Below are 23,577 nucleotides of genomic sequence, written 5' to 3' on the forward strand. Positions count from 1 at the left end.
AAGAATACGCTCTGGCTGAACGCTGGCGATAACCGGTGCACTGTGGCGGACGAAAACATCGGTTCAAGTGTGCATCTCTGGTTTATTCATTTGGTATATGTGTTGATTTAAGGGTATTGGCATATATGTATAACACTGCTAAAAAACAAGTTTGGTATGGCGAACTGAGAACCGCGCGAGGAAACGCCATCGTCATCCATGACAATCAGTTACCCGAGGCCTCTGCTGGCCGTATTTACCTGTACAATACACAGCGTAAAGCTATCGTCGAGTACGTGGAAGCTATCGTGAAGCCAAACCTCTACGAACTGAGTGATGAGCAGTTAAAAACTGCTGAAAGCGAGTTCGCTGGTGCTTGGAAATCTGCCCGCGCTGAATTTATGCAGAAACATTCTGCCCGCATCAATCTGGCTAACATCAAAGACACAGCTCCGGTGCGCAAAGCGAAACCTGAGCCGCAGCTCGATGATGAAGAAGGCGGTGGTGACGAAATCATCGGTGATGATTTTGAAGAAGATAGTGATGACAGCTGGGAAGATGAAGATTACGAAGAGTAATCTGCACTAGTTATTCTTTGTCAAAACTGTCGACTATGATGGCACCCATTGAAGCGGGCATGGCAATCAGTAATGTCCGTTTCAATGCCAAGTAGGGCGCAGTGACAATCGGCCACTTATCCAATGCCAGCAGTACGATGCTGACGATGATAAGCGTCAAGGTGTAGGCCAACACAATCCGCAATAAAAAGACGGCTATACGGGTGCGGATCCGCGCTTGAAACACACTCTGATAAGCAAATAACGCAATAAATCCCAAGCTGAGGCACACCACTAGGATCATATTCCCTAGCGGCAGTGATGCGGCTAAATCCCAGGCTTCCTGTGAAAAGGCAATCGGTACCGACAGTGCAAATGCGCCGATACTGATCTGCCCCAAATCCTCACTATTAAAATGCAGATTCATGTCAACGAGTGGTCAATTCGTAGCGGCTGATATGGTGATAAGTCTGTCCCGGCAGTACCCAAGGGTTGCCCGGTAACAGTGGCTGATTGGGGGAGTCTGGCAGCATTTGTGGCTCCAGACACCAGCCTTGATAATCCTGTAGCACAGTGTCTCGACGCCCCGGGGTGCCGCTCAAGAAATTGGCAGTATAGAACTGCACGCCAGGCTGATTGGTATGCAGCGTTAATTGGCGCCCGGATAGTGGACTATAAACGGATGCTACCTGCTGCAATGTTTGTTGCGGATTATCAATGATGTAGCAATGATCATAACCTTTGGTGGCGGCCAGTTCTGGGTGTTGCAGGCGCTGGCCAATGCTGATGGGACGTTGCAGATCAAAAGCCGAATCTGCTACTGCCATGGTGCCGTGCGGGATGCCGAGTTCGTCAGGTAGCAGTACCTTATCGGCCATTAATTGCACCTGCTGCTGACGGACATCGCGGCTGCCGTCCAGATTGAAATAGCTGTGTTGAGTCAGGCTGATCGGGCACGGAGCATCGGTTGCCGCGACAAACTCGACATAGAGATTATTACCGGCTAAGCGATAATCGAGTTGGACCTGACAGTTTCCGGGAAATCCCATATCACCGTCTGGGCTGTTGAGAGTCAGGCGCAGGCCATCGGGTAAGGTGCCGATGTTCCATAACTTGCGGCTGAAACCTTCGTGGCCGCCATGCAGGCAGTGACTGTGAAAGTTATCGTCCAACTGATAACTACGATCCTGCCAACTGATACGGCTGTTTGCGATGCGATTGCTGTAACGGCCAGCCACCGCGCCTAGATGGGCTGTTTGTGCTAAATAAGCGGCGGCTGAATCAGTGCCCAGCACGATATTGGCTCGGTTGCCTTCGCGATCTGGGCTCCACAGCGAGCGGATAATGCCACCAAGGCTGAGCACCTCCAGTGCCAGAATGCCGTTGTCGAGGCGGATACGTTCTATCTGCCCCCCGCGGGTCTTGCCAGGGTTCAAGTACACTGAATCTTACCGTTGTGCTCTGTCCTTGGTTCATTCCTTACGCCTTGTCTATATTGGATTACTTGCCTATTCTGGCGGCGCCAGCGGTTGGGCTACACAGATAAATTTGTGCCTCTAGGCCGGTACTGCGGTGATATTCCTGCTCAACGGCAGCGATCACTTTGTCGGTATATTCGTGTTCAACCAGGGCGATAACACAGCCACCAAAACCTTTGCCGGTCATACGCACACCACCATGCGTTCCAAGCGGGCGGCGGATAATCTGCACCAGCGTATCGATAGCTTCCGGCACAATGGCAAAATCATCCCGCATCGAGTCATGGGATTCTGCCATCAGTTGCGAAATCCGCTCGATATCGCCTTTGGTCAGTGCCCGGACTGCCCTTTGGGTGCGATTGTTTTCCGTAACTACATGATGTGCCCGGCGATAGGCGACGGGATCCAGTTGTGCTTGCTGCTGTTGCAGTTGCGCCAGTGTCAGGTGGCGCAAGGTATCCAGCCCAAAATGGGCGGCCACTTGTTCACATTGCTGGCGTCGTTCATTGAATTCTTCGCTGTGGCGTACTGAAGGCAGACCCGAGTTGATGATCAACAGGCTGAGACTGTCGGGGATGGGCACAGGTTGGCACTCAAGATCCATGCAGTCGATCAGCAGCGCGCAGTCTTCTTCCGCCATAGCGCAGGTGATCTGATCCATGATGCCACAGGCATGGCCCACATAATGATTTTCACCCCGTTGTGCTAACTGTGCCACCGCCAGCGGCGACAGATGCAGTTGGCTGGTATCGTTAATTGCCGTACCAAAAGCGATTTCCAGTGAGGCGGATGATGCTAACCCGGCTCCGGCGGGCACATTGCCTACTACCGCCAGATCCAGCCCTTTAGCAGGTAGGCCACTCAGTGCTACTGCTGAGCTGAATCCCTTGAGATAGTTGATCCAGCCATCACCATCTGCCATCTGCCCTTCGGCACCATAACGCCATTGGCGGATGTCTGGATACTCATCGGCAACCGCACGAAACTGGTCGTCATTACGGACTTTTACCGCAATCACGGTATGGAAGTTGATGGCCGCAGGTAATACAAAACCATCGTTATAATCGGTGTGCTCGCCAATAATATTGACGCGACCCGGGGCACTGAAAAGGACATCGGGTTTAGTACCAAATGTTTTTACAAACAGCTTGGTGGCACTGGGTGCAGGGTTCGACATTTTCCAGGTGATTCCACAAAAACAACTTAATTATCAAAGTCTGGCACAGACTTATTTACTCTGCTGTTATATCACGACTGTGGCGGCTAACGTTAGCGGGATTTATGGCTCCCGCCTCAGGCCATTGTCGGTCAGGCGGCTGGCGTATCATCCACAGCATTCGCGTCCATTGGCAGCAGTTCAGTTGCCACATGGTCGACAAAACCGGCACCGGCTGCTTCATACAGGTTATAGACGCTATGAACCCCAAGCTCTCGTAGTGATTGGGCGTCTTCGCCGTATTGGATGATGGCGCTGATCTTGCCTTGATAATCCAGCTTCTTCAGTTGCTGTACTGAAAACAGATTACCGGCATGATACGGCATCGCCAGCAGCACCAGTTCCAGGTTGGGGGCGCGGTCGAGTTTCTCCCAAAAGTCGGTATCGGCGGCATCGCCTTTGACCACATTACGACCGTGCTGCCGATGGAAATCCACCAACTCCTGTTTATGTTCAATCCCGAGAATTTCACCACCAAAGCGGTTTTTCAGCTCATCGTAAGCGCCGCTGCCGATACGCCCCATACCGAGGATCAGAAAACGTGGATTACCAATGGGGATCGGGCGATCTTCTGGATGTAGTGGCTTGCGTTCCAGCCGCACCAGTTTTTTCTGAAAGCGCTGATAGACTTTGCCCACCAATGCATTGAGCGGTGCCGCCAATAAAAAGCTGATACTCAATGCCACAGCAATGATCACTAGCCAATGTGCCGGTAACCAGCCCTTGGCTGCGGCGACCGCCGCCACTATCAAACCAAATTCACTGAAATTTCCCAGATTAAAGGCGCTGAGCATGGCGGTGCGCGAGCGCAGTTTGAAACGCGTCAGCAGCCAGACAAACAGCAGGATTTTCAGCGGGATCAACAGTGCCAGCAACAGCGCGAGCAGAATATCGCTAGCGCTAGGTAAGCCATTGAGTCCTATGGTGAGGAAAAACGCGACCAGGAAAAGTTCCTTAAAGTAAAACAGTGACTTGGCTAGCTCTGAGGCTTTTGCGTGTCCTGCCAGTAAAATCCCGATCACCAGCGCGCCGAGATCCGGTTTCAGTCCTACGGCTTCAAATAACCAGGCTCCGACTACCAGTGCCATCACCAGTCCGAACAATACCAGTAGTTCGCCATGGCCCACCCGATCAAAGGCGCGGTAAATCAGCGGCTTGGCCAGCGGCAGTAACAACAACGCCAATGCCCATGGCGACGGGAAATTGCCCTTAGAAATGGTAAGAAACAATACCGCAAAAATATCCTGCATGATCAGGATGCCAATGGCGACCCGACCATAAAGGGTCTGCATATCACCTTTATCTTCCAGCACTTTTACCGCAAAAACCGTACTGGAAAAACTCAAGGCGAACGCCAGCAATGTCAGTTGTCCCACGCTAAGACTGGTGATCTGACTCAGACCGACTATGCCCAAAATCTTCAACAGTGGTACAAACAGCACTATCGATAAGAGTAGGTGTAGTCCGGAGCCGGCCCAGACTTCAGCTTTAAACAGGCTGCGAATATCCAGTTTTAGGCCAATAGCAAACAGCAGCAGTGTCACCCCAAGGCTGGCAAGGGCATTTAATAATGGCAGGCTGTCGCTCTGTATCCCCATGATGTAAAGCACAAAACCAGCGGCGAGATAACCGATTAATGGCGGTAGATTGATCCGGCTGACCAGCAGACCACAGGCGAGGGTAATAACAAGAATGGCGGGTTCCATGGTAACGCGATACCGTAAGCAAGTAGAGTTCCTGCTCCCTACTATAAGGCATTCAATACCATAAATAAAAAGGCGGAGTTGCTCGTAGCAGACGCCGCCTTTTTGGTAAAACGTTCGGCTTAGTTGAGCAAGTGATCCAGATGCGGCGCAAATTCACTTGGTGCCATAAAACCTGTGACCCTTAAATCATCGCGCAGTTGCCCATCCGCACCTATCAACAACAAGGTTGGCAGCCCCAGTACATCGTAGGCATTCAGCAGTTCTTCGTCCTGCTTATTCATGGCGGTAACATCGGCGGTCAGCAGCACCATTTGTGACATCCGCTGCTGTACGGCGGCGTCCTTAAAAGTGATATTGGCAAATTCTTTACAGGCCACACACCAATCGGCATAGAGATCCAACATTACTGGCTTGCTCTCAGCTTGGGCTTTGGCTATCTCACTCTTAAATTCGGCCAAGGTGCTGATGTGTTTAAATTCGACCGCACCTGTTTTGACAGTATTGCTGCTGTAACCATAACCTAGCGATAGCATTACCGATTGTACTCCGTAAGCAAAGCTACCAATCAGCAGTAGTTGCAGTAGTACGCCGCGTACGGTTTGTTTCCAAGTGAATGCTGTAGTCTTGTTTTCATGGATCAGATAACCCGCCAGACAAATGCCCCACAGCGCCCACAACAGATCAGATACCAACCCGGGCCAGATACGACCCAGCATGATGATCGCCACCATGATGAGTAAGAACCCGAAGATATGTTTGATGATCTCCATCCAAGCGCCAGCTCGGGGTAGCAGTTTGCCGCCAGTGGTGCCAATCAGCAGCAATGGCAGCCCCATGCCCATACTGAGAATATAGAGTGTGATAAAGCCTTGCAGCAGATCACCACTTTGGGCCACGTAAACCAGTACTGCAGACAGAGGCGCTGTGGTACAAGGCGAAGCCACCAACCCGGAAAGCACCCCCATCATAAATACGCCAGTGAGCTTGCCACCCTGCTGTTTATTAGAAAGCGTATTCATCTTTTGTTGCCAAGATGAGGGCAACTGTAGTTCATAGACGCCGAACATGGACAAACTCAGCAGCACAAACAACAACGAAATGGCAATGAGCACTGGTGGACTCTGTAATGCGGCCTGATATTTCATGCCCGCTGATGCGACTACCAATCCGAGAATCGAATAGGTGAGTGCCATGCCTTGCACATAGGTCATTGACAGCGTGAAGGCGCGTGCAGTCGATACTTTTTGCCCTTGCCCGACAATGATGCCGGACAGGATGGGATACATAGGAAACACACAGGGGTGAGTGCCAACCCAATGCCCAGTACAAAGAAGGTCAGCAATGTCAGCAGTTTACTGTCACTGTGCAGCAGTTTATTCAGCAGTGAATCCTGCTCGGTCAGCGGTTGCTTGGCGCTTGAATCAACGCTGGCTGCCGTTGCTGCGTTATCGCCACTCTGCGCAGTCGCCGCCGCGAGTGTGCCCGCGTTTTCGGCTACCGGTTTCAGCACCAAAGCGCTGGTGGTCGGGGAAAACACAGTTTTCCTTCAGCACAACCCATGTAAGTGACTTTTAGTGTGGCTTCGGTGCCCGCCTGTTTGATGGCAACCGGGATCTCCACGTAACTGCGGTAAACTTCCTGGGTGCCAAAATAATCATCGTGATGACTTTCACCGCGAGGCTTGGCGATATCCCCTAATTCTCCGCCCTCTATCGCAAACTGCAATTTGTCGCGATACATGTAGTAACCATCAGCAATCACAAAACTGACTTTCACTACCTGCCCATCCTGCACCGCATCAAAGGCAAACGCCTTATCCACTGGCATCAGTTCCGGTTCGCTTTTGAGAAAAGGGAATTTATCACTTAGGCCACTGGCATGTGCCAGTGGTAATAACATCAATGAGGCAAACAGCAGGGTGATGAGTCGTTTCATAATCTTGTGTTGTCTTTTATCCAGTCCAGATACGCCGGTAGCCCTTGCTGGATATTCACGGCAATCAGCTCCGGTACTTCATAGGGATGTAGTTGCAGCACGCGTTGCTGCAGTTGCGGATAAACCGCCGCCAGACATTTTAGTTGCAAGCTGACCTCAGTGGCTTCACAGCTTTGCCCTTGCCAGTGATATACTGATGTCACCGTCGCAGAAATCTGCGCACAGGCCACCAGCTTTTCATCCACTAGCAATCTGGCAAGATCTAATGCCGTGTCATGATCGGGACAACTACAGAATACCAACAGGAATTCTGGCGTTATACTGTGCATCTGTGTCACTCTGTTAATTAACGGATGGCCGTCGGCAGGACAGTCCGAGCGCTTACTTTACGTGGTTTGTCCTGTTGTTGCATTAAGCAGTTGCTAAAACAGTGAACTTTGGCAGCAATGCTGGTCTTGAATTCAGACCGTGGTGGCCCCATAAAGTTTTTTCAAGTAGTAAGTAAACGAGATCTAGATGCCTTTTTTAATCTTACTGGTGGCAGTGATATTTTTGCCGATGGTAGAACTGTCGGTGCTGATGCAGGTCGGTGATGTTCTGGGAACATTTAACACCGTTGCCTTGGTGATCCTGACCGCAGTGGTCGGTGTTTCACTGGTGAAAAGCCAGGGATTGAATACGCTGATGGCGGTACAACGCAAATTGGCGCAAGGGGAAGCTCCCGGGCAGGAAATTGTTGAAGGCATGCTGCTGGGCGTTGCCGGAATACTGTTGGTGATCCCCGGCTTTGTGACCGATTTTGTCGGTGTTGTGTTACTGACCCCCTTCTGCCGGGCACCCATTGCAGGATTTTTATATAAACGCATGCAGCTACGCGTGGTGATGGCACCGCAGCATCGGCGACCACCTTTTAACTCGCCGCGACAGCGTAAAGATGATGTCATTGACGGCGAATACGAACATAAACCTGATCCATCAGACAAACGGCCCGAAAGTCATCAGCTACACAACGGTGACGACGACAAACGGCAATAACTTACATGCCAACACCTGAGAAAATAGCGCCTGACAGCGCTGTATTTACTTACCGCTCCAATCGCTGTCTTGAAAATAACTGGGATGCGGCATGTTAGCCGGTTCTTTCATACGCAAGGCGATAAGGTAACTCACTAATCCCATCAGTAAGTTACTTATGGGCAGTGCCAGCAATAAACCTTTAACTCCCATGCCCCAAGCACCTAATGCAGCCAAGGGTAACATCAACACAAACAGCCGACATAAGTTAAGCATCAGTGACGCCATCGGGCGGTGATAAGCGTTTAATGCGGTCGCCACAATGATCACCACGCCGAGCGGCCCATAAGCGAGTGGCAATACCCGAATGTAAAACGTCAGCCATTCCAGTACCAGCGGATCATCCGAAAACAATCGCGCCAGTGGCTGCGCCCATAGCGCCAATGGCAGGTATAACAAGGTCTGAAACACTAACACGAATCGCAGCGATAGGATCACCGCCGCCCGAGCGCGCAGTTTCTGGCAAGCCCCTAAATTTTGTGCCACAAACGGAACTACGCTGGATGACAACGCCATCGAGACTATCAGTAACACCGATTCCAGCCGGGTTCCCGCGCCAAAGGCGGCCACCGCGGCATGATCAATACGCGCCAGCATCGCCATAATCAGCGCATTGGCCAGCGGGTTCATCAGATTCATCACTGCCGCTGGTTGGGCGATATGGGCCAGTTGCTTCCAGTTGGCCCAGCAACGGCTAATACTGATGGGGGCTGCCACCAACAAATGCCGCTTTAATACCAACAGATAACCGGAAAAACACAGCGCTACCACCCATGACACCACAGTGGCAATCGCCGCGCCTTGTAACTCCAACCGTGGAAATGGCCCAATACCAAAAATGAGTAGCGGGTCGAGGATGAGATTAATCACGGCCGCCAATGCCAGAATTTGCGCGGGCAGACGGGTATCGCCAGTGGCTTTCAAGCCTTGATTGCCCACCATTTGCAGTACCAGCAGTGGCACACCGATATACCAGATCTGCATGTACTGGTGCACTAGCGGCAGAATGCCATCGGCAGCGCCCATCAAGGTGAATAACCCATCGTTGAACAAACTGCCAAGTGTTGCTAGGCCGCTGATCAGCAAAAATGTTAGCAATAATGCATCGTGCAGAAATACCTTGGCTTGGGGCGCATGACCCGCGCCGATCAATCGGCCAAGATTGGTGGACACACCAGCGCCTATACCAATGGCAATACTGGAGATGATCAAGGTCACCGGAAAGGTAAAACTAATGGCCGCCAGAGCTTCAGTCCCCAGTCGGCTGATAAAAAAGGTATCAACCAGATTAAAACCGAGCACGGTCAGGATACCCAGCATATTGGGCAGACTCATGTTGAGCAGCACACGACCGATAGGCTGACTCAGCAGCCCGTGTCTGTCTCTCATCGTCTACGACTCCATGAGCGAAGAAATTAGAATTGCTGTTGCGCGGCGATTCTAACAGGAAGCGGGCAAGCGGCAAAACCGGATTGTACAAATACCGCTTGGCCCCAAAAAATTTTTAAAAATTTTATTCGATCGCACTTGGAACTGTGAAAATTAGCCCCATATAGAGCTACATCTGGCGACAGTGATTAACCGCTGTCGTATTTATTAACCTGTAAACTCGCCTGAATATGTTGGGCAAAACGTCATTAGGAGAATCCATAAATGAATATTCGTCCATTACATGACCGCGTGATCGTCAAACGTCTGGAAGTGGAATCCACTTCAGCTGGTGGCATCGTACTGACCGGCAGCGCGGCCGAAAAGTCTACCCGCGGCGAAGTGCTAGCAGTAGGCAATGGCCGGATCCTGGAAAATGGCGAAGTGCGGCCACTGGATGTGAAAGTTGGTGATGTCGTGATCTTCAATGAGGGCTACGGCGTCAAGAAAGAAAAGATCGACGGCGAAGAAGTCTTGATCTTGTCTGAATCTGATCTGATGGCCATTATGGAATAAACCACGCTTCCCATTACGACATTCCAACTCAACAAAGAATCGAAGGATAATCAACATGGCAGCTAAAGAAGTAAAATTTGGCAATGATGCCCGCGTAAAAATGCTGGCGGGTGTAAACGTTCTGGCTAACGCAGTAAAAGTTACTCTGGGCCCTAAAGGTCGTAACGTGGTGCTGGACAAGAGCTTCGGCGCTCCGCTGATCACCAAAGACGGTGTATCCGTAGCCAAAGAGATTGAACTGGAAGACAAGTTCGAAAACATGGGCGCTCAGATGGTGAAGGAAGTTGCTTCCAAAGCCAACGATGCCGCCGGTGACGGTACCACTACCGCTACCGTATTGGCTCAAGCCATTGTTAACGAAGGTCTGAAAGCAGTTGCTGCGGGTATGAACCCAATGGATCTGAAACGTGGTATCGACAAAGCAGTCGTGGCCGCTGTTGAAGAACTGAAATCCCTGTCTCAGGCATGTTCAGATGCCAAATCTATCGCTCAGGTAGGTACCATCTCCGCTAACTCTGACGAATCTATCGGCCAGATCATCGCCACAGCGATGGAAAAAGTTGGCAAAGAAGGTGTTATCACCGTTGAAGAAGGTCAGGCACTGGAAAACGAACTGGATGTTGTAGAAGGTATGCAGTTCGACCGTGGTTACCTGTCTCCTTACTTCATCAACAAACCAGAAACTGGCAGCGTAGAACTGGATAGCCCATACATCCTGCTGGTTGACAAGAAAATCTCTAACATCCGCGAACTGCTGCCAGTGCTGGAAGGCTTGGCTAAGTCAGGAAAACCACTGTTGATTGTGGCCGAAGATGTTGAAGGCGAAGCGCTGGCAACTTTGGTTGTGAACAACATGCGCGGTATCGTGAAAGTGGCTGCTGTTAAGGCTCCAGGTTTCGGCGACCGTCGTAAAGCCATGTTGCAGGATATTGCTATCCTGACTGGCGGTACTGTTATCGCTGAAGAAATCGGTCTGGAACTGGAAAAAGCCACTCTGGAAGATCTGGGTACCGCTAAACGCGTGGTGCTGACCAAAGACAACACCACCATCATCGATGGTAACGGTGCTGAAGAGCAGATTAAAGCTCGTGTGGTACAGATCAAGCAGCAAATCGAAGAATCTACTTCTGATTACGACAAAGAAAAACTGCAAGAACGTATGGCTAAACTGGCCGGCGGTGTGGCAGTGATCAAAGTCGGTGCCGCTACCGAAGTGGAAATGAAAGAGAAGAAAGCACGTGTGGAAGACGCGCTGCATGCTACTCGCGCCGCGGTTGAAGAAGGCGTGGTTGCCGGTGGTGGTGTCGCCCTGGTTCGCGCAGCTTCTAAAATCCACAACGTTGAAGTACTTAACGAAGATCAGAAACACGGTGTGGTTATCGCACTGCGCGCTATGGAAGCGCCATTGCGCCAGATCGCAGCCAATGCGGGTGAAGAACCTTCTGTTGTGGCTAACAAGGTGAAAGATGGTAGCGGTAACTTTGGTTACAACGCTGGTAACGACACCTATGGCGACATGCTGGAAATGGGTATTCTGGATCCAACCAAAGTAACCCGTTCTGCACTGCAATTTGCCGCGTCTGTCGCTGGTCTGATGATCACCACTGAAGCTATGGTGGCTGAACTGCCAAAAGATGAAGCTGCTGCTCCTGATATGGGTGGCATGGGCGGTATGGGTGGCATGGGGGGATGATGTAATTTAATTTACATCACCCACCTGTGATGAACTGAGGCATTGCTTGCTTTGGTTCTCACTCAAAAGCGTTGACGAAGCCCCCGAATGCAAGTTCGGGGGCTTTGTTTTTATACAAGTCCACTATTTTATGGGATCTATAAGGGAAGCGTTGTTATCTGTAATTGAATGAATTCTTGAGGGAAGTAATTGTCGTCGCTCATCTACAGCCTAAAACTTCTGTGCGGTGTAGATGTAACCCTGAATTAGGTCTCAAGCAAAATCGAGGATTAGATGGACGAAAGAAGTAAAGCGTATTTGAATAGGTATTTGAGTTCCATTCCATCTCAAGTTGCTGAAAAGTACACCTCTTTCAGCTCTGACTATTTTTGTGCCGACGAATACAATGCCAATTTATGCGCTGATTTAATTTTACGTGGAGAGAAACAAGCGTCATGCAGCATGGAATATTGGTATAGCCATGAAGGTGAAGAACGGCCTAAAGTGGGGCATCTCCTCGTGGTTACCAATTGGAGCGGAGAACCTGTTTGTATTGTTGAAATCACATCGGTATCTGAGTGTAAATACAAAGACGTAACCGCAGAATTTGCGGCGGCGGAAGGCGAGGGGGATAGAACGTTAACGTGGTGGCGTGAAAGCCACTGGGCGTTTTTCTCAAAAGAATGCGCCGCATTAGGCATTATTCCTCATGAAGATATGCTGTTGGTTTTAGAGCATTTTCAGGTTGTCTATCAATAAAATATGTAAAGCGAGCATGTACTTATATTGGCTATGCAATTCAATCTATGGTGTTGTTTCGCACTTTTGTGTAGCGTTATTCACTGACGTGCGTATGTATTAAACGGAGAATCAATGGCGGCAGTTGAGATCAGAGAAGCAACGATAAATGATGCTTCTACTATATTGAGATTTATCACTGAACTAGCGAGTTATGAAAGGGCAGAACACGCAGTAAAAGCAACCATTGAAGATATAGAAAAAGTCTTTTTCTACCGAATCAACCGCTCACTCAATCATCTGCTCGATTAATAATGAAGCAATCGGTTTTGCGGTGTATTTTTACAATTATTCGACATGGTTAGGTAAGCAAGGTCTTTATCTTGAAGATTTATATGTATCACCGGAATATCGCAACATTGGCGCAGGAAAAGCAATTCTAAAATATCTAGCGAAGTTGGCGGTTGCACGCGGATGCGGGCGTTTTGAATGGTGCGTGTTGAACTGGAATCAATCGGCGATTGCATTCTATGAGTCCATCGGCGCCAAAGCCCAGGACGAATGGGTTATTTATCGTTTAGCGGGGGAAGCACTTGAGGCCTTTGCACAGGCATAATTGCGTAACGAGGGCGTCCTGAATGCTGTATCAGCAAGTTTTAAAGTGGGTTTCCATTGATGTGATTTTTGGAAGATCCCATCATATTTCGTAACACTCTGTTTCTTATTGTAAATGTTAAGTCATATCAAAGCCGTGATGTTTAGGATACATTAACACTGGTTCATCGTAACGTAATTAACCAAGGGTGCTATTGTATGAAAATAATTTTGCCGCTGTTATTACTGGCGTTACTTCCAGCATGTAGCAATTGGACGCCATACCATGAATCCGGTACTGAAACCAAAATTGATCCTCATACTGGGCAAGAGACCCCTAATGGCTATATTGCTATTGGTGCGAAAACCACTATTGGTGACGATGATAAAGTTGATCTCAAATTACCCAGCAAAAACACGCGTAGTGATAAAAAAGATTAAATAATTAACTGGCGCTAATCAGCGATTTTCTCATCGTGGTGGTCCGGCTTTATTTTTAGCAGGAACTGGCTAATTGTTTGTTGTTGCTGGTCGACGTTAGCCATCAGCATATTCATCCGCAGTATTGAACCGTCTTCTGTGCGCGTTGGTTCCAAGGTGTTTCTGAGAATATGCGAGCCTGTTTAGGATCTGGGCACTTTATGCGGTATTTTATTGTAAATAAGATTTATTCGCATTGAGTCTCTTGTAGAAACGGGTTAAGGTGAGCGGCAGTTGTTGATAGCGGTAGGAAATTCCCTTGTCTGCCTTTGCTAAATCTCTTGCACTACTGTTGGCGCTATGTGCCCAAGGCGCTTTGGCGCAAACTATTTCCCAGTCAGTGGTGTCACATCAGTGAACCGCACTATGCATCAGCAGTTGTCTCAAGGTCGACTGGTGGCGCTTGGCGATGTGCATGGTTCCCCCTTCGTGGTGCAGCAACTGCTGGACTTTCTTGCGGATGAGGTAAACTGGCAGCAAGTGGATGATATTGCGGTAGAGTTTGGTAATCAGCGTTATCAGGCTTTGGCTGACCGTTATATCTTGCAGGGCGAGGCGTTACCACTGACTGATGTGCGCGCTATCTGGCGTAATACTTTGTATTTTATGGCTTGGCAGTATGCTGTATATGAGCAGCTAGTCGTGCAGTTGCATGAGTGGAATTTGCAGCGTTCACATAAAGTGCGCTTAGTGCTGACAGAACCGGAGCTTGACTGGCAGACATTGGATCTTGCCGCATGGCAACAACATGTGGCGGAACGAGAAGCGGGTTATCAACGGCTGATTGAACAGCAGGTTATTGCCAAAAAACATCGTGCTATTTTGCTGTTTGGCACTTTTCATTTGATGAAACAGCCAGTGCAACTCAGTGGTCGCAGTGCCGACAAGTTTACATCGTTAGTGGCTAGCTTGTGCCGCAGTTATCCAGATCTTATCTATGTGATTTGGCCGCGCATGGCTGGCGACCAGGTAGTTGCCATAGCGGATGCTGCCCCTTATTTATTGCCATTAGCGGGCTCCTCATTGGGACAAATCCCCTTGCGTCAGCTAACTGGCCGCGTTGCCGCACAGGATGACACGGCTATGGCGGCTATTGCTGATGCCTATCTGTATCTGGCGGATGTCAGTCGAGACGCGCCTCCAAGCGCCGCAGCTGTCAGCGACGCCACATGGCAGCAGGAGCTACAACGGCGCGCCAAAATCCTTGGTGGCCGTAGCCAGCAGCAGATAACACAGTGGTTACAACGTTATGCCCATTAGTCTGTATCCACACTTTGCTGCAACCTAGACTTATGTGGCTGACCCAGTTACGCTCGTGCAGTGCTAGCGGCCAAATAGGAACAACCCGTGCAAATAGTGTCTGCCCAGTTAACTGATTTACCTGTGATTTTGTCAATCTATGAACATGCCAAGGCGTTTATGGTCGCTAATGGCAATGCAGGGCAGTGGGCGGATGGTTACCCGCAACCTCAGTTGATTGCTAGCGGTATTGAACAGCGCCACTATTACTTGGGCGTGGATGCGGGGGAGGTGGTGGCAGCCTTCTATTTTGCGGTGGAATCTGAGCCGACCTATCAACGCATTGACGGTGGCCAGTGGCTCAATGAGTTGCCTTACGGCGTATTACACCGCATTGCGGTGCGTAGCAGCAAAAAAGGTGTTGCTTCATTCTGTCTACAATGGTGTTTTGCCCAGACGGGCAATATGCGCATTGATACTCACGAAAACAACCTGCCAATGCGGCGAGTGCTGGAGAAAAACGGCTATCGCTACTGCGGTGTTATTTACGTCCGCGATGGTTCACCCAGGTTAGCGTTCCAGAAGACTTGCTAGCGGTTACGCGGGGGTCGTCACCGCTAGTTCCTGAATGTTAATCCCTTAGATTAAGCCGCAAACCGCTGTTGCAGATAGCGATTGATTTCGGCCGATTCATACAGCCATTGTTCATTGCCATTATTGTCTACGATATGCAGGCAGGGCACTTGTGACTTACCACCTTCCTGTTGCAATTTTTGCTTAGCGTTGCTGTCTTTCTGAATATTCGCCATGGTGATTGGCAACGCTAACCGATGCACCTCTTTTTTCACCTTGATACAAAACGGACAGGTATTGAACTGGTACAGTGTCAGCCCTTGGCAATCGGCGTCAATCTGTGCCTGCGCGGCGGCATCACGGTTAACTGGTTTGGGTTTTGAGAGCGCGGCATACAGCAACATAAAGGGCATAAGCAGGCGGCGTAACACAAAGAAAAATAAGCGGATAAGTGGGCGCATGGGGGCTCCAATAAGCAATGATGAACTGTATTAGTGAATATGAAAGTAATAGTGTAACAGGCAAGGTTTTATCAGGCGAGAGCCAGAAATGGTAGAAGATAAAACGGTCATGAATAGGTGGGTGTTAGCAAAAAGGCGGGAATTTTCCCGCCTTTGGATTAGGGTGCTTTCGTTAGAAGCTGAGCGTCACTGAGAGCCAATAATTGCGGCCAGGGTTGACATAGCCGGTGGTTGAGCGGGAGGTGCTAAAGTAGTCGCCGGCATATTCGGTATTTCTACCAGAGCCATAAAGCTGTACTTCAGAAAAGTCCTTATCTAGCAGATTGTTAATGCTGGCATTGAGCGTGATAGTGTCAGTCATCTTGTAAGATGCTCCAAGATCTACCACCGTCCAGGCCTTCATTTCGCTGCCTAGTGCATCATAGACCTCTTGCTGAACTGCGGTGAGGTTATCGTAGATACTGGTATAACGGGGGATCTTGCCATGATATTCGGCAGAAATCCGGGCGCTAAAATCATCGTTAATCTGCCATTGTAAGCGAGCGTTGGCCATGTGTTTGGCGGTGGCATTGAAGGGCGCACCATCGTTTTCACCCCTTGTTGCTCACTGTTGTTATAGGTGTAGTTCAGCATAAATTTCAAATCATCAATAATGACTGGAAACGATGTGGCAAACTCAATCCCATCAACACGGGCCCGGCCAACATTTCGGTATGAATTGGTATCACTATTAATGGTGTATGATTCGATGGCGTCTTTGAACTTGTTGTAAAACACCGTGATATTAGCCTGAAAATCCATGCTGTTATCGTAATATAGCCCGGCTTCATAGTTGGTCGAGGTTTCAGGTTCCAGATCCGGATTACCCACGGTGTTGATGGTACCGTTACCGGTAATCCCGCTAATCCCTTTGTGTAACTGGCTCAATGACGGCGTGTTATAACCCGTACTGAGGCCACCTTTAAGCGTCCAATTATCGGCCAAATCGTAGACCGCGTAGATCCGAGGGCTGATATGGCCACTAAAGTCGTCATGTTTTTCATAGCGGGCACCCACAGTAACTGTGAGTGGCTGCCACAGTTGCCATTGATCTTCGGCATAGAGTGAGTAATTGTCCTGCTTAAACTTACCGCCATTGTTTGCCAGCACAATGCCGTCTTTCATCTGCGCGTTCCAATATTCAACCCCAGTGGTGAGCAGGTGCGTGTCGCCTAATGGTGCGATAAGTTTGCTGTTAAGGATGATATTGCGGTTTTTAAGTTCACGGTCTTCGCCGATGAGGGATGATAACTCGGCCGGTAGACTGGAACCTGTGAGTAAACGACCCTTATTTTCAGTAGTGCTGTACAGCAAGTTTGATTTCCAACTGGCAAAGCTTAAGTCGGCGTCATATCCCAAAACAAACTTTTGTTGTTGGTAGTAGAGCGTGTCCTTATAGCCACCGCCAGAAGTGCCGACTGGGCCTAACTGACTATTGTCGTTAGCAAATTTCTGCTGTGCCACTTCAGTGTCGAGCCAAAAATGGTGCTGCTCGCTGGCTTTATAGTTTACCCGGGTGCCCACGGTATAACTGTCAGTTTCGGTTGGAAACGGGGTACGGGTTGCGCTGGTTTCACTCAGCGATTCCATACTGGTGCCTTGGCGATGTTTAAGATTGCCGCGCAGAGTCATGCTCAGCGTATCCGCGACCAGCGGCCCTGAGGTATAAAATCCCACGGATGAGCTGTCGCCCCATTTATCGTCTTCCTGTACGGCATGACCAAGGTTGAGCGTTCCTGCCCACTTATCCGCATATTTTTTAGTGATGATGTTGACCACGCCACCAATGGCATCTGAACCATAAAGTGTGGACATCGGCCCGCGTATCACTTCAATGTGATCGATAGCGTTAAGCGGCGGCATAAAGCCAGTGTTCATGCTGCCAAATCCATTCGGTGTGGTGTCAGAACTGGCTGATTGCCGTACGCCATCTACGAGCACCAAGGTGTAATTGCTGGGCATGCCGCGAATACTGATATCCAATCCACCGGTTTTACCGGTAGCGCCACGAATATCCACGCCTTCTACGCCGCTCAAGGCTTCGGCAAGATCATGATAATTTTTTTGCGCTAACTCTTCATTGCTGATAACTGAAACGGATGCGGGTGTATCAACTATTTTTTGCTCGATACCACTGGCGGTGACTACGATAACCTCATCTACTTTATTGGTCGGTTGGGCAGCATAAAGGGGCCGAAAATACACTAGTCATCAGTGCTAGTGTTAATGGGGAATAAGTAAATTTTTTCATCACTCTCGATACCACGTATGAATTTGCAAGAGGCGTTAGAAATTGAACGCAAATGATAACCACTATCAATAATATTTCAAACGATAAGTAAGGTTCATGACACATATTTTGGAAAGAGGTGATGTAGCTCAAAAATTTGTGTTTTATTGGGATGTTATTTGTTGGTGGTTGAGTGAATAAGGGAAATTACTGGCTTCATCGTTGTTGATGTTTGGTTTGAAACCCAAGCCATACTTGGCCTGGGTGAGTTGTGTTTAATGCCGCCGTTATCTGCCAAGGCTGTTTTAAACAGCCGAATAGTTTTGGCCTCAAGCCGTTATCAGCTAAGGGTCGTGACTGCGGTTGGTGTGCTTTCAAATTTGGCGGCAATGGTACTGATCAACTGCCGCTCTTGCAGAATAAAATTTTCAAACGCCTGTGCTACGGGGGACAACTGGCGGCTACGGGGATGCACCAAACACCAGCTCCGCACAATTGGCAGTTCTTTAATCGGTAATTCCAGCAGGGAACCATCCCGTAACTCACGGTAAACACAGTAGCGCGGCAAAAAGGCCAGTCCCAATCCAGCGCTAACGCCTTCGCGCTGCGCCTCATGAGAATTGAACTCTACGACATTGTTAAAATGGATATGTTTCTGGGCAAAAAAGGCCTCGCAGGCCGCCGGGTGCCGGAGCCGTTTTCGCGGCGGACTAGCGTGTATTGCTGCAACGATTTTAGCGGTACTGGTGCCGGGCTTGTGGCGAGAGGGTGTCCGGCGGGGACGACCGCTACAATCGGATTATTAAGAAATGGCATAAATTCCAGCGCCATTTCATCGGGAACTTCTGTCATTATCACTAAGTCATCGCGATTTTCGTTGAGACGGCGGATCAGTTGTGACCGATTAAACACGTTAAGAATGGGATGAATGTCGGGGTGGCGTTGTTGAAATGCGGCTAACAGATGCGGTAGCAGATACTTAGCGCTGGATTCTGCGGCAATGCGTAACTCCCCTTTAAGGTGCCGCGTAATTCGGACAACTGCATATCCAGCACGTCCAGACGTTGGAAAACATCGTTAGCCGTTGTCCGTAAATATTCAGCTGCTTCAGTGAGATAGAGCTTTTTGCCGACATAATCAAACAAAGGTTCTTCCAGTAATTCTTCCAGTTGCCGGATTTGCAGGCTGACGGCCGGTTGTGTCAGGGCCAGCAGTTCGGCGGCGCGGCTATAAGAGAGTTGTTCGCATACGGTACGAAATACCAGTAATTGCCGCAGGGTAATGCGCATGTAGGAATTTTGCACAAGTATCTCCACATGTATAAATAATTCCTTATGATAGACAAAATAAATATTAATTTTAATTATTTTTAAAATCGAAGTAGCTTACTTCTTCTAAGGATCATCCAATTTAGTAACAAAGAGGTTACTTTCTGTGATCAAAAAATTCTCATCGCCAATCGCGGTGAAATTGCGGTGCGCATTATTCGTGCCTGTGCCGAAATGGGTATTCGTTCGGTGGCGGTGTATTCAGATGCCGATCGCCATGCGCTGCACGTAAAACGTGCTGATGAGGCCTATAGCCTCGGGGACGATCCTTTGGCGGGGTATCTAAGCCCGCAACGTTTGGTGAGCTTAGCGGTTGAAACCGGTTGCGATGCATTGCATCCCGGTTATGGTTTTTTGTCAGAAAACCCAGAACTGGCGGAGCTGTGTGCCGAGCGTGGTGTGAAGTTTGTCGGCCCTAATGCTGAGATTATCCGCCGTATGGGTGATAAAACCGAGGCGCGCCGTACCATGATGGCCGCGGGTGTGCCTTGTACGCCCGGCACCGAAGGCAATCTGGAAAATCTGGCAGAAGCCCTGCGTGAAGCCGCGCGGATTGGGTATCCGGTAATGCTGAAAGCCACATCAGGTGGCGGTGGCCGTGGTATTCGTCGTTGTAATAATCCGGAAGAACTCACACAGCAGTTTCCGCGGGTTATCTCCGAAGCCACCAAAGCTTTTGGCTCTGCGGAAGTGTTCCTGGAAAAGTGCATTATCAATCCCAAACACATTGAAGCGCAGATCCTTGCTGACAGTTTTGGTAACACAGTGCATCTGTTTGAGCGTGATTGCTCTATCCAGCGGCGTAATCAGAAACTGATTGAGATTGCCCCCAGCACCCAATTGACACCGGAACAGCGGGCTTATATCGGCAAAATGGCAGTGCGGGCCGCGCAAGCGGTGAACTATGAAAACGCTGGTACGGTGGAGTTTCTGCTGTCCGGCGATGAAATCTATTTCATGGAGATGAATACCCGGGTGCAGGTGGAGCACACCATTACCGAGCAGATCACTGGGATTGATATTGTGCGGGAGCAGATCCGCATCGCCTCCGGTCAAGCGCTGTCGGTGAAACAGGAAGATATCCGCCACCGGGGTTTTGCGCTGCAATTTCGTATCAATGCTGAAGATCCCAAGAACAATTTTTTCCCATCGTTTGGCCGCATCACTCGTTACTACGCGCCAGGTGGCCCAGGTGTGCGCACCGACACGGCAATCTATACCGGCTATGTCATTCCGCCTTATTACGACTCCATGTGCCTGAAACTGGTGGTATGGGCTCTGAACTGGGAAGACGCGCTAGATCGCAGCCTGCGAGCGTTGGATGACATGCGAGTGCAAGGGGTGAAAACCACGGCGCCCTATTATCAGCAGATTTTACGTAATCCAGAATTTCGTACCGGTCAGTTCAACACCAGTTTTGTTGAGACACATCCGGAACTGCTGGATTACTCAGAAAAACGTCGTCCAGAACAACTGGCGCTAGCCATTGCCGCCGCCATTGCGGCGAACGCCGGGTTATAACTGATGATTGCTGGTCACTTGAAACCAGCTCAGGAAGAACAACACATGAGCAAGAGAATCACTGTTACCGAAACTGCATTGCGCGATGCCCACCAGTCTTTACTGGCGACCAGAATGCGAACTGAAGATATGCTGCCTATCTGCCCCAAACTAGATAAGGTGGGCTTTTGGTCGCTGGAAGTGTGGGGCGGCGCCACCTTTGACGCCTGTCTGCGCTTTCTGAAAGAAGATCCTTGGGAACGTTTGCGGCAGTTGCGTAAAGCCTTGCCTAATACCCGGTTACAGATGCTGCTGCGGGGGCAGAACCTGCTGGGCTATCGTCATTACAGTGACGATGTTGTAGCGGCTTTTGTTAAGCACTCCGCGGAGAACGGCATTGATGTTTTCCGGGTGTTTGACGCCATGAATGATGTGCGGAACCTGAAAACCGCGATTGAAGCCGTAAAACTCTCTGGCAAACATGCACAGGGGACTATCTGTTACACCACCAGTCCGGTACACACCACTGAGAAGTTTGTACAACAGGCGCGGGAGATGGTGGCGTTGGGCATTGATTCTATCGCGGTGAAGGATATGGCGGGTCTGTTGACTCCCTATGCCACCGGTGAATTAGTCAAAGCCTTAAAAGACAATTTTGATTTGCCAGTCTTTGTGCACGCCCATGATACCGCGGGTGTGGCGACTATGTGTCAGTTGAAAGCCATTGAGAACGGCGCCGATAACATTGATACCGCTATCGGCAGCATGGCGTGGGGCACCAGTCATCCGGGCACTGAATCTATGGTGGCGGCCTTGCGAGGCACTGAATATGACACGGGTTTGGACTTGGTGCAGTTGCAAGAGATCAGCAGCTATTTCTACGAAGTACGTAAGAAATACCACCAGTTTGAGAGTGCTTACACCGGTGTAGACACACGGGTACAAGTGAATCAGGTGCCGGGCGGTATGATGTCTAACCTGGCAAACCAACTGAAAGAACAAGGCGCGCTGGATCGCATCAACGAAGTGTTTGCCGAGATCCCCAAAGTGCGCGAGGACTTAGGTTTCCCGCCGCTGGTAACGCCAACCTCGCAGATTGTTGGCACCCAGGCGGTGTTTAACGTGTTGGCTGGCGAGCGTTACAAGACCATCACCAATGAAGTCAAACTGTACCTGCAAGGTCGTTACGGTAAAGCCCCAAGTCAGATCAACCGCGAGCTACAACAGCGGGCGATTGGCAAGGAAGAGATCATTGATGTGCGCCCCGCCGATCTGTTGAAACCTGAATTGCAGGCACTGCGCGCCGATATTGGAGCCTTGGCAACATCGGAAGAAGATGTGCTGACGTTTGCCATGTTCCCCGAAATTGGCCGTAAGTTCCTCAGTGAACGCGCCGAAGGTACGCTGGAGCCGGAACCGCTACTGCCGATTGCCAGTGCCGCTTCTGCCGCTATGCCACAGAAAGAAGGGGTTCCCACCGAGTTTGTTATTGATGTGCATGGTGAAACCTATCACATCGATATCACAGGTGTTGGTATCAAGAGTGCGAACAAGCGGCATTTCTACATGTCTATTGATGGTTTCCCCGAAGAAGTGGTGTTTGAACCGCTGAACGAATTGGTGGCCGATAATAGCAAGCGGAAGCAGGCCAGTGCCCCGGGGGATGTTACCACCTCTATGCCAGGCAATATTGTGGATGTTCTGGTGAAAGTCGGGGATAAAGTGACGGCTGGTCAGGCGTTGCTGGTTACCGAAGCGATGAAGATGGAGTCCGAAGTTACCGCGCCAATTGCCGGTGAAGTGGCGGCTGTCCATGTGAAAAAGGGCGACCGCATCAACCCTGGCGAAGTATTGGTCGAGATTGTCTGAGCGCGAGCTTAGCACTAGAAAACAGCCGGGAGCCAATAGCCCCGGCTTTTTGCTGGATAGCGATCACACCACTGAGCTATTGGTTTAATGATTTTCATCAGCAAGCGACATGACTCACAACGTTACAGGTGTTACTGTTTTTGAAAACCAATAACAGGAGATGCTGATTATGGATTTACAGCTGCAGGGGAAAACCGTCATGGTGGCGGCCGCCAGCAAGGGCATAGGTTATGCGATTGCGTTGCAATGCGCCCGCGAAGGCGCCAACGTGTCGATGGCCAGCCGCGATCCAGATGCCATTAGCACCGCGGCAAAGCAGATTGCCGAGCAGACCGGCGCGCGGGTACAGGGCTATTGTTTTGATGCCAAATCCGCGGACAGTATCGATGCCTGGGTGCAAGCCACCCTGACGGATTTCGGCCCGGTTTCCGGGCTAGTGGTCAATGCTGGTGGACCACCCCTGGGCAGTTTCAACAGTTCAGTGATGCCGACTGGCAGGCCGCTTTTGAATTAACGCTGATGAGTGCCGTGCGCTTGATCCGTGGCGTGTTGCCGTCAATGCAAGCCTTGGGCAGCGGCTCCGTGGTTGCGGTCACCTCTTCCTCGGTAAAAGAACCGATAGATATTCTGTTGTTATCCAATGTGATGCGCTCTGGTGTGACTTCTCTGTTGAAAAGCCTGTCACAGCAATATGCGGCGGACAACATCCGTTTCAATAACCTGATGCCGGGTCTTATCAATACCGATCGCCTTAAGGGGTTGAATCTAAAACGGGCACAAGTGTTGAATATCACTGCAGATGCCGTGAAACAACAACAGGAGGCGGAACTGCCAATGCGTCGTTATGGTGAACCAAAGGAGTTTGCCAATGCCGCCGCATTTTTGTTGTCGCCTGCGGCCAGTTATATCACTGGCGTGACGTTAGCCATTGATGGTGGCAAGATGAAAACCGTGTGGTAGTCCGG

The 23,577-nt window shown here is 50.0% G+C and carries 18 protein-coding genes and 6 pseudogenes; 12 read left to right on the plus strand and 12 right to left on the minus strand.

Annotated elements, in window-relative coordinates:
* The first annotated feature begins 125 nt into the window (after positions 1–125).
* The gene (locus KHX94_RS11850) at positions 126–557 is read left to right on the plus strand and encodes a hypothetical protein (protein WP_213680793.1); all 432 of its coding nucleotides are present in this window, start codon (positions 126–128) and stop codon (positions 555–557) included.
* Between the two features lie 10 nt (positions 558–567).
* Here KHX94_RS11850 and KHX94_RS11855 read toward each other — a convergent pair whose 3' ends face one another.
* The 6 genes and pseudogenes from KHX94_RS11855 to cutA all read right to left on the minus strand — a co-directional run bounded on the left by KHX94_RS11855 (position 568) and on the right by cutA (position 7,191).
* Complete coding sequence (locus tag KHX94_RS11855; RefSeq protein WP_213680794.1) at positions 568–963, minus strand: DUF2391 family protein; 396 nt, start codon at positions 961–963, stop codon at positions 568–570.
* A 1-nt stretch (position 964) separates the two neighbouring features.
* A pseudogene (locus tag KHX94_RS11860) lies at positions 965–2,012 on the minus strand (aldose epimerase family protein).
* 24 nt (positions 2,013–2,036) lie between these two features.
* Positions 2,037–3,191: a galactokinase gene (gene galK, locus KHX94_RS11865; protein WP_213680795.1), complete on the minus strand. Its 1,155-nt coding sequence runs from the start codon at positions 3,189–3,191 to the stop codon at positions 2,037–2,039.
* Between the two features lie 131 nt (positions 3,192–3,322).
* Entirely contained in the window at positions 3,323–4,936 is a 1,614-nt protein-coding gene (locus KHX94_RS11870) for a cation:proton antiporter family protein (protein WP_213680796.1), read from the minus strand.
* A 119-nt stretch (positions 4,937–5,055) separates the two neighbouring features.
* Positions 5,056–6,871, minus strand: a pseudogene (locus KHX94_RS11875) (protein-disulfide reductase DsbD).
* On the minus strand, positions 6,868–7,191 hold the full coding sequence (gene cutA / locus KHX94_RS11880) for a divalent-cation tolerance protein CutA (protein WP_213683427.1): 324 nt from the start codon (positions 7,189–7,191) through the stop codon (positions 6,868–6,870). The pseudogene KHX94_RS11875 and the gene cutA overlap by 4 nt, the downstream one beginning before the upstream one ends.
* 196 nt (positions 7,192–7,387) lie before the next feature.
* On the opposite strand from cutA, the gene KHX94_RS11885 reads away from it, so the two are divergent.
* Complete coding sequence (locus KHX94_RS11885) at positions 7,388–7,906, plus strand: FxsA family protein (RefSeq protein ID WP_213680797.1); 519 nt, start codon at positions 7,388–7,390, stop codon at positions 7,904–7,906.
* A gap of 45 nt (positions 7,907–7,951) precedes the next feature.
* Here the strand turns inward: KHX94_RS11885 and KHX94_RS11890 are convergent, their stop codons facing one another.
* Positions 7,952–9,334 carry an MATE family efflux transporter gene (locus KHX94_RS11890; protein WP_213680798.1) on the minus strand — a complete coding sequence of 461 codons (1,383 nt, stop codon included), beginning with the start codon at positions 9,332–9,334 and terminating at the stop codon, positions 7,952–7,954.
* A gap of 264 nt (positions 9,335–9,598) precedes the next feature.
* Here KHX94_RS11890 and KHX94_RS11895 point away from each other — a divergent pair, with 264 nt between their 5' ends.
* From KHX94_RS11895 to KHX94_RS11925, 7 genes and pseudogenes are all read left to right on the plus strand, one after another.
* Positions 9,599–9,889, plus strand: coding sequence for a co-chaperone GroES (locus tag KHX94_RS11895; RefSeq protein WP_213680799.1), 291 nt, complete (start codon positions 9,599–9,601; stop codon positions 9,887–9,889).
* A gap of 55 nt (positions 9,890–9,944) precedes the next feature.
* A complete protein-coding gene (gene groL, locus KHX94_RS11900; protein WP_213680800.1) occupies positions 9,945–11,582 on the plus strand; it encodes a chaperonin GroEL in 1,638 nt (545 codons plus the stop codon).
* Between the two features lie 273 nt (positions 11,583–11,855).
* On the plus strand, positions 11,856–12,320 hold the full coding sequence (locus KHX94_RS11905; protein ID WP_213680801.1) for an ASCH domain-containing protein: 465 nt from the start codon (positions 11,856–11,858) through the stop codon (positions 12,318–12,320).
* 114 nt (positions 12,321–12,434) lie between these two features.
* Positions 12,435–12,915: pseudogene (locus tag KHX94_RS11910) on the plus strand (GNAT family N-acetyltransferase).
* A 197-nt stretch (positions 12,916–13,112) separates the two neighbouring features.
* The gene (locus KHX94_RS11915) at positions 13,113–13,334 is read left to right on the plus strand and encodes a hypothetical protein (RefSeq protein WP_213680802.1); all 222 of its coding nucleotides are present in this window, start codon (positions 13,113–13,115) and stop codon (positions 13,332–13,334) included.
* A gap of 393 nt (positions 13,335–13,727) precedes the next feature.
* Positions 13,728–14,633 carry a hypothetical protein gene (locus KHX94_RS11920; RefSeq protein WP_213680803.1) on the plus strand — a complete coding sequence of 302 codons (906 nt, stop codon included), beginning with the start codon at positions 13,728–13,730 and terminating at the stop codon, positions 14,631–14,633.
* A gap of 87 nt (positions 14,634–14,720) precedes the next feature.
* A complete protein-coding gene (locus KHX94_RS11925) occupies positions 14,721–15,206 on the plus strand; it encodes a GNAT family N-acetyltransferase (RefSeq protein ID WP_213680804.1) in 486 nt (161 codons plus the stop codon).
* Between the two features lie 50 nt (positions 15,207–15,256).
* Here KHX94_RS11925 and KHX94_RS11930 read toward each other — a convergent pair whose 3' ends face one another.
* The 5 genes and pseudogenes from KHX94_RS11930 to KHX94_RS21150 all read right to left on the minus strand — a co-directional run bounded on the left by KHX94_RS11930 (position 15,257) and on the right by KHX94_RS21150 (position 19,219).
* Complete coding sequence (locus KHX94_RS11930; protein ID WP_213680805.1) at positions 15,257–15,646, minus strand: glutaredoxin family protein; 390 nt, start codon at positions 15,644–15,646, stop codon at positions 15,257–15,259.
* 172 nt (positions 15,647–15,818) lie between these two features.
* A complete protein-coding gene (locus tag KHX94_RS21140; RefSeq protein ID WP_280529565.1) occupies positions 15,819–16,199 on the minus strand; it encodes a TonB-dependent receptor in 381 nt (126 codons plus the stop codon).
* A 53-nt stretch (positions 16,200–16,252) separates the two neighbouring features.
* Positions 16,253–17,890 (minus strand): annotated as a pseudogene (locus KHX94_RS11940) (TonB-dependent receptor domain-containing protein); the annotation flags it as partial.
* Between the two features lie 365 nt (positions 17,891–18,255).
* Positions 18,256–18,947: pseudogene (locus KHX94_RS21810) on the minus strand (LysR substrate-binding domain-containing protein).
* The gene (locus KHX94_RS21150; protein WP_280529566.1) at positions 18,872–19,219 is read right to left on the minus strand and encodes a LysR family transcriptional regulator; all 348 of its coding nucleotides are present in this window, start codon (positions 19,217–19,219) and stop codon (positions 18,872–18,874) included. The pseudogene KHX94_RS21810 and the gene KHX94_RS21150 overlap by 76 nt, the downstream one beginning before the upstream one ends.
* Before the next feature lie 147 nt (positions 19,220–19,366).
* Between KHX94_RS21150 and KHX94_RS11950 the strand changes: the two genes are divergently transcribed.
* The 3 genes and pseudogenes from KHX94_RS11950 to KHX94_RS20530 all read left to right on the plus strand — a co-directional run bounded on the left by KHX94_RS11950 (position 19,367) and on the right by KHX94_RS20530 (position 23,572).
* Positions 19,367–20,764, plus strand: a complete 1,398-nt coding sequence (locus KHX94_RS11950; RefSeq protein WP_280529656.1) for an acetyl-CoA carboxylase biotin carboxylase subunit — start codon at positions 19,367–19,369, stop codon at positions 20,762–20,764.
* Between the two features lie 45 nt (positions 20,765–20,809).
* Positions 20,810–22,612 (plus strand): sodium-extruding oxaloacetate decarboxylase subunit alpha, encoded by a 1,803-nt coding sequence (oadA, locus tag KHX94_RS11955; RefSeq protein WP_213680807.1) that lies wholly within the window; start codon positions 20,810–20,812, stop codon positions 22,610–22,612.
* 199 nt (positions 22,613–22,811) lie between these two features.
* Positions 22,812–23,572, plus strand: a pseudogene (locus KHX94_RS20530) (SDR family oxidoreductase).
* Positions 23,573–23,577 lie beyond the last annotated feature (5 nt).

Origin of the sequence: Shewanella dokdonensis, assembly GCF_018394335.1 — a bacterium.
GTDB lineage: Bacteria > Pseudomonadota > Gammaproteobacteria > Enterobacterales > Shewanellaceae > Shewanella > Shewanella dokdonensis.

What these genes read in the sequence shown, in the direction of transcription:
- KHX94_RS11850 (WP_213680793.1), top strand. Translation starts at nt 126, where the DNA reads ATGTATAACACTGCTAAAAAACAAGTTTGGTATGGCGAACTGAGAACC.
- KHX94_RS11855 (WP_213680794.1), bottom strand. Translation starts at nt 963, where the DNA reads ATGAATCTGCATTTTAATAGTGAGGATTTGGGGCAGATCAGTATCGGC.
- galK (WP_213680795.1), bottom strand. Translation starts at nt 3,191, where the DNA reads ATGTCGAACCCTGCACCCAGTGCCACCAAGCTGTTTGTAAAAACATTT.
- KHX94_RS11870 (WP_213680796.1), bottom strand. Translation starts at nt 4,936, where the DNA reads ATGGAACCCGCCATTCTTGTTATTACCCTCGCCTGTGGTCTGCTGGTC.
- KHX94_RS11885 (WP_213680797.1), top strand. Translation starts at nt 7,388, where the DNA reads ATGCCTTTTTTAATCTTACTGGTGGCAGTGATATTTTTGCCGATGGTA.
- KHX94_RS11890 (WP_213680798.1), bottom strand. Translation starts at nt 9,334, where the DNA reads ATGAGAGACAGACACGGGCTGCTGAGTCAGCCTATCGGTCGTGTGCTG.
- KHX94_RS11895 (WP_213680799.1), top strand. Translation starts at nt 9,599, where the DNA reads ATGAATATTCGTCCATTACATGACCGCGTGATCGTCAAACGTCTGGAA.
- groL (WP_213680800.1), top strand. Translation starts at nt 9,945, where the DNA reads ATGGCAGCTAAAGAAGTAAAATTTGGCAATGATGCCCGCGTAAAAATG.
- KHX94_RS11905 (WP_213680801.1), top strand. Translation starts at nt 11,856, where the DNA reads ATGGACGAAAGAAGTAAAGCGTATTTGAATAGGTATTTGAGTTCCATT.
- KHX94_RS11915 (WP_213680802.1), top strand. Translation starts at nt 13,113, where the DNA reads ATGAAAATAATTTTGCCGCTGTTATTACTGGCGTTACTTCCAGCATGT.
- KHX94_RS11930 (WP_213680805.1), bottom strand. Translation starts at nt 15,646, where the DNA reads ATGCGCCCACTTATCCGCTTATTTTTCTTTGTGTTACGCCGCCTGCTT.
- KHX94_RS21140 (WP_280529565.1), bottom strand. Translation starts at nt 16,199, where the DNA reads ATGGCCAACGCTCGCTTACAATGGCAGATTAACGATGATTTTAGCGCC.
- oadA (WP_213680807.1), top strand. Translation starts at nt 20,810, where the DNA reads ATGAGCAAGAGAATCACTGTTACCGAAACTGCATTGCGCGATGCCCAC.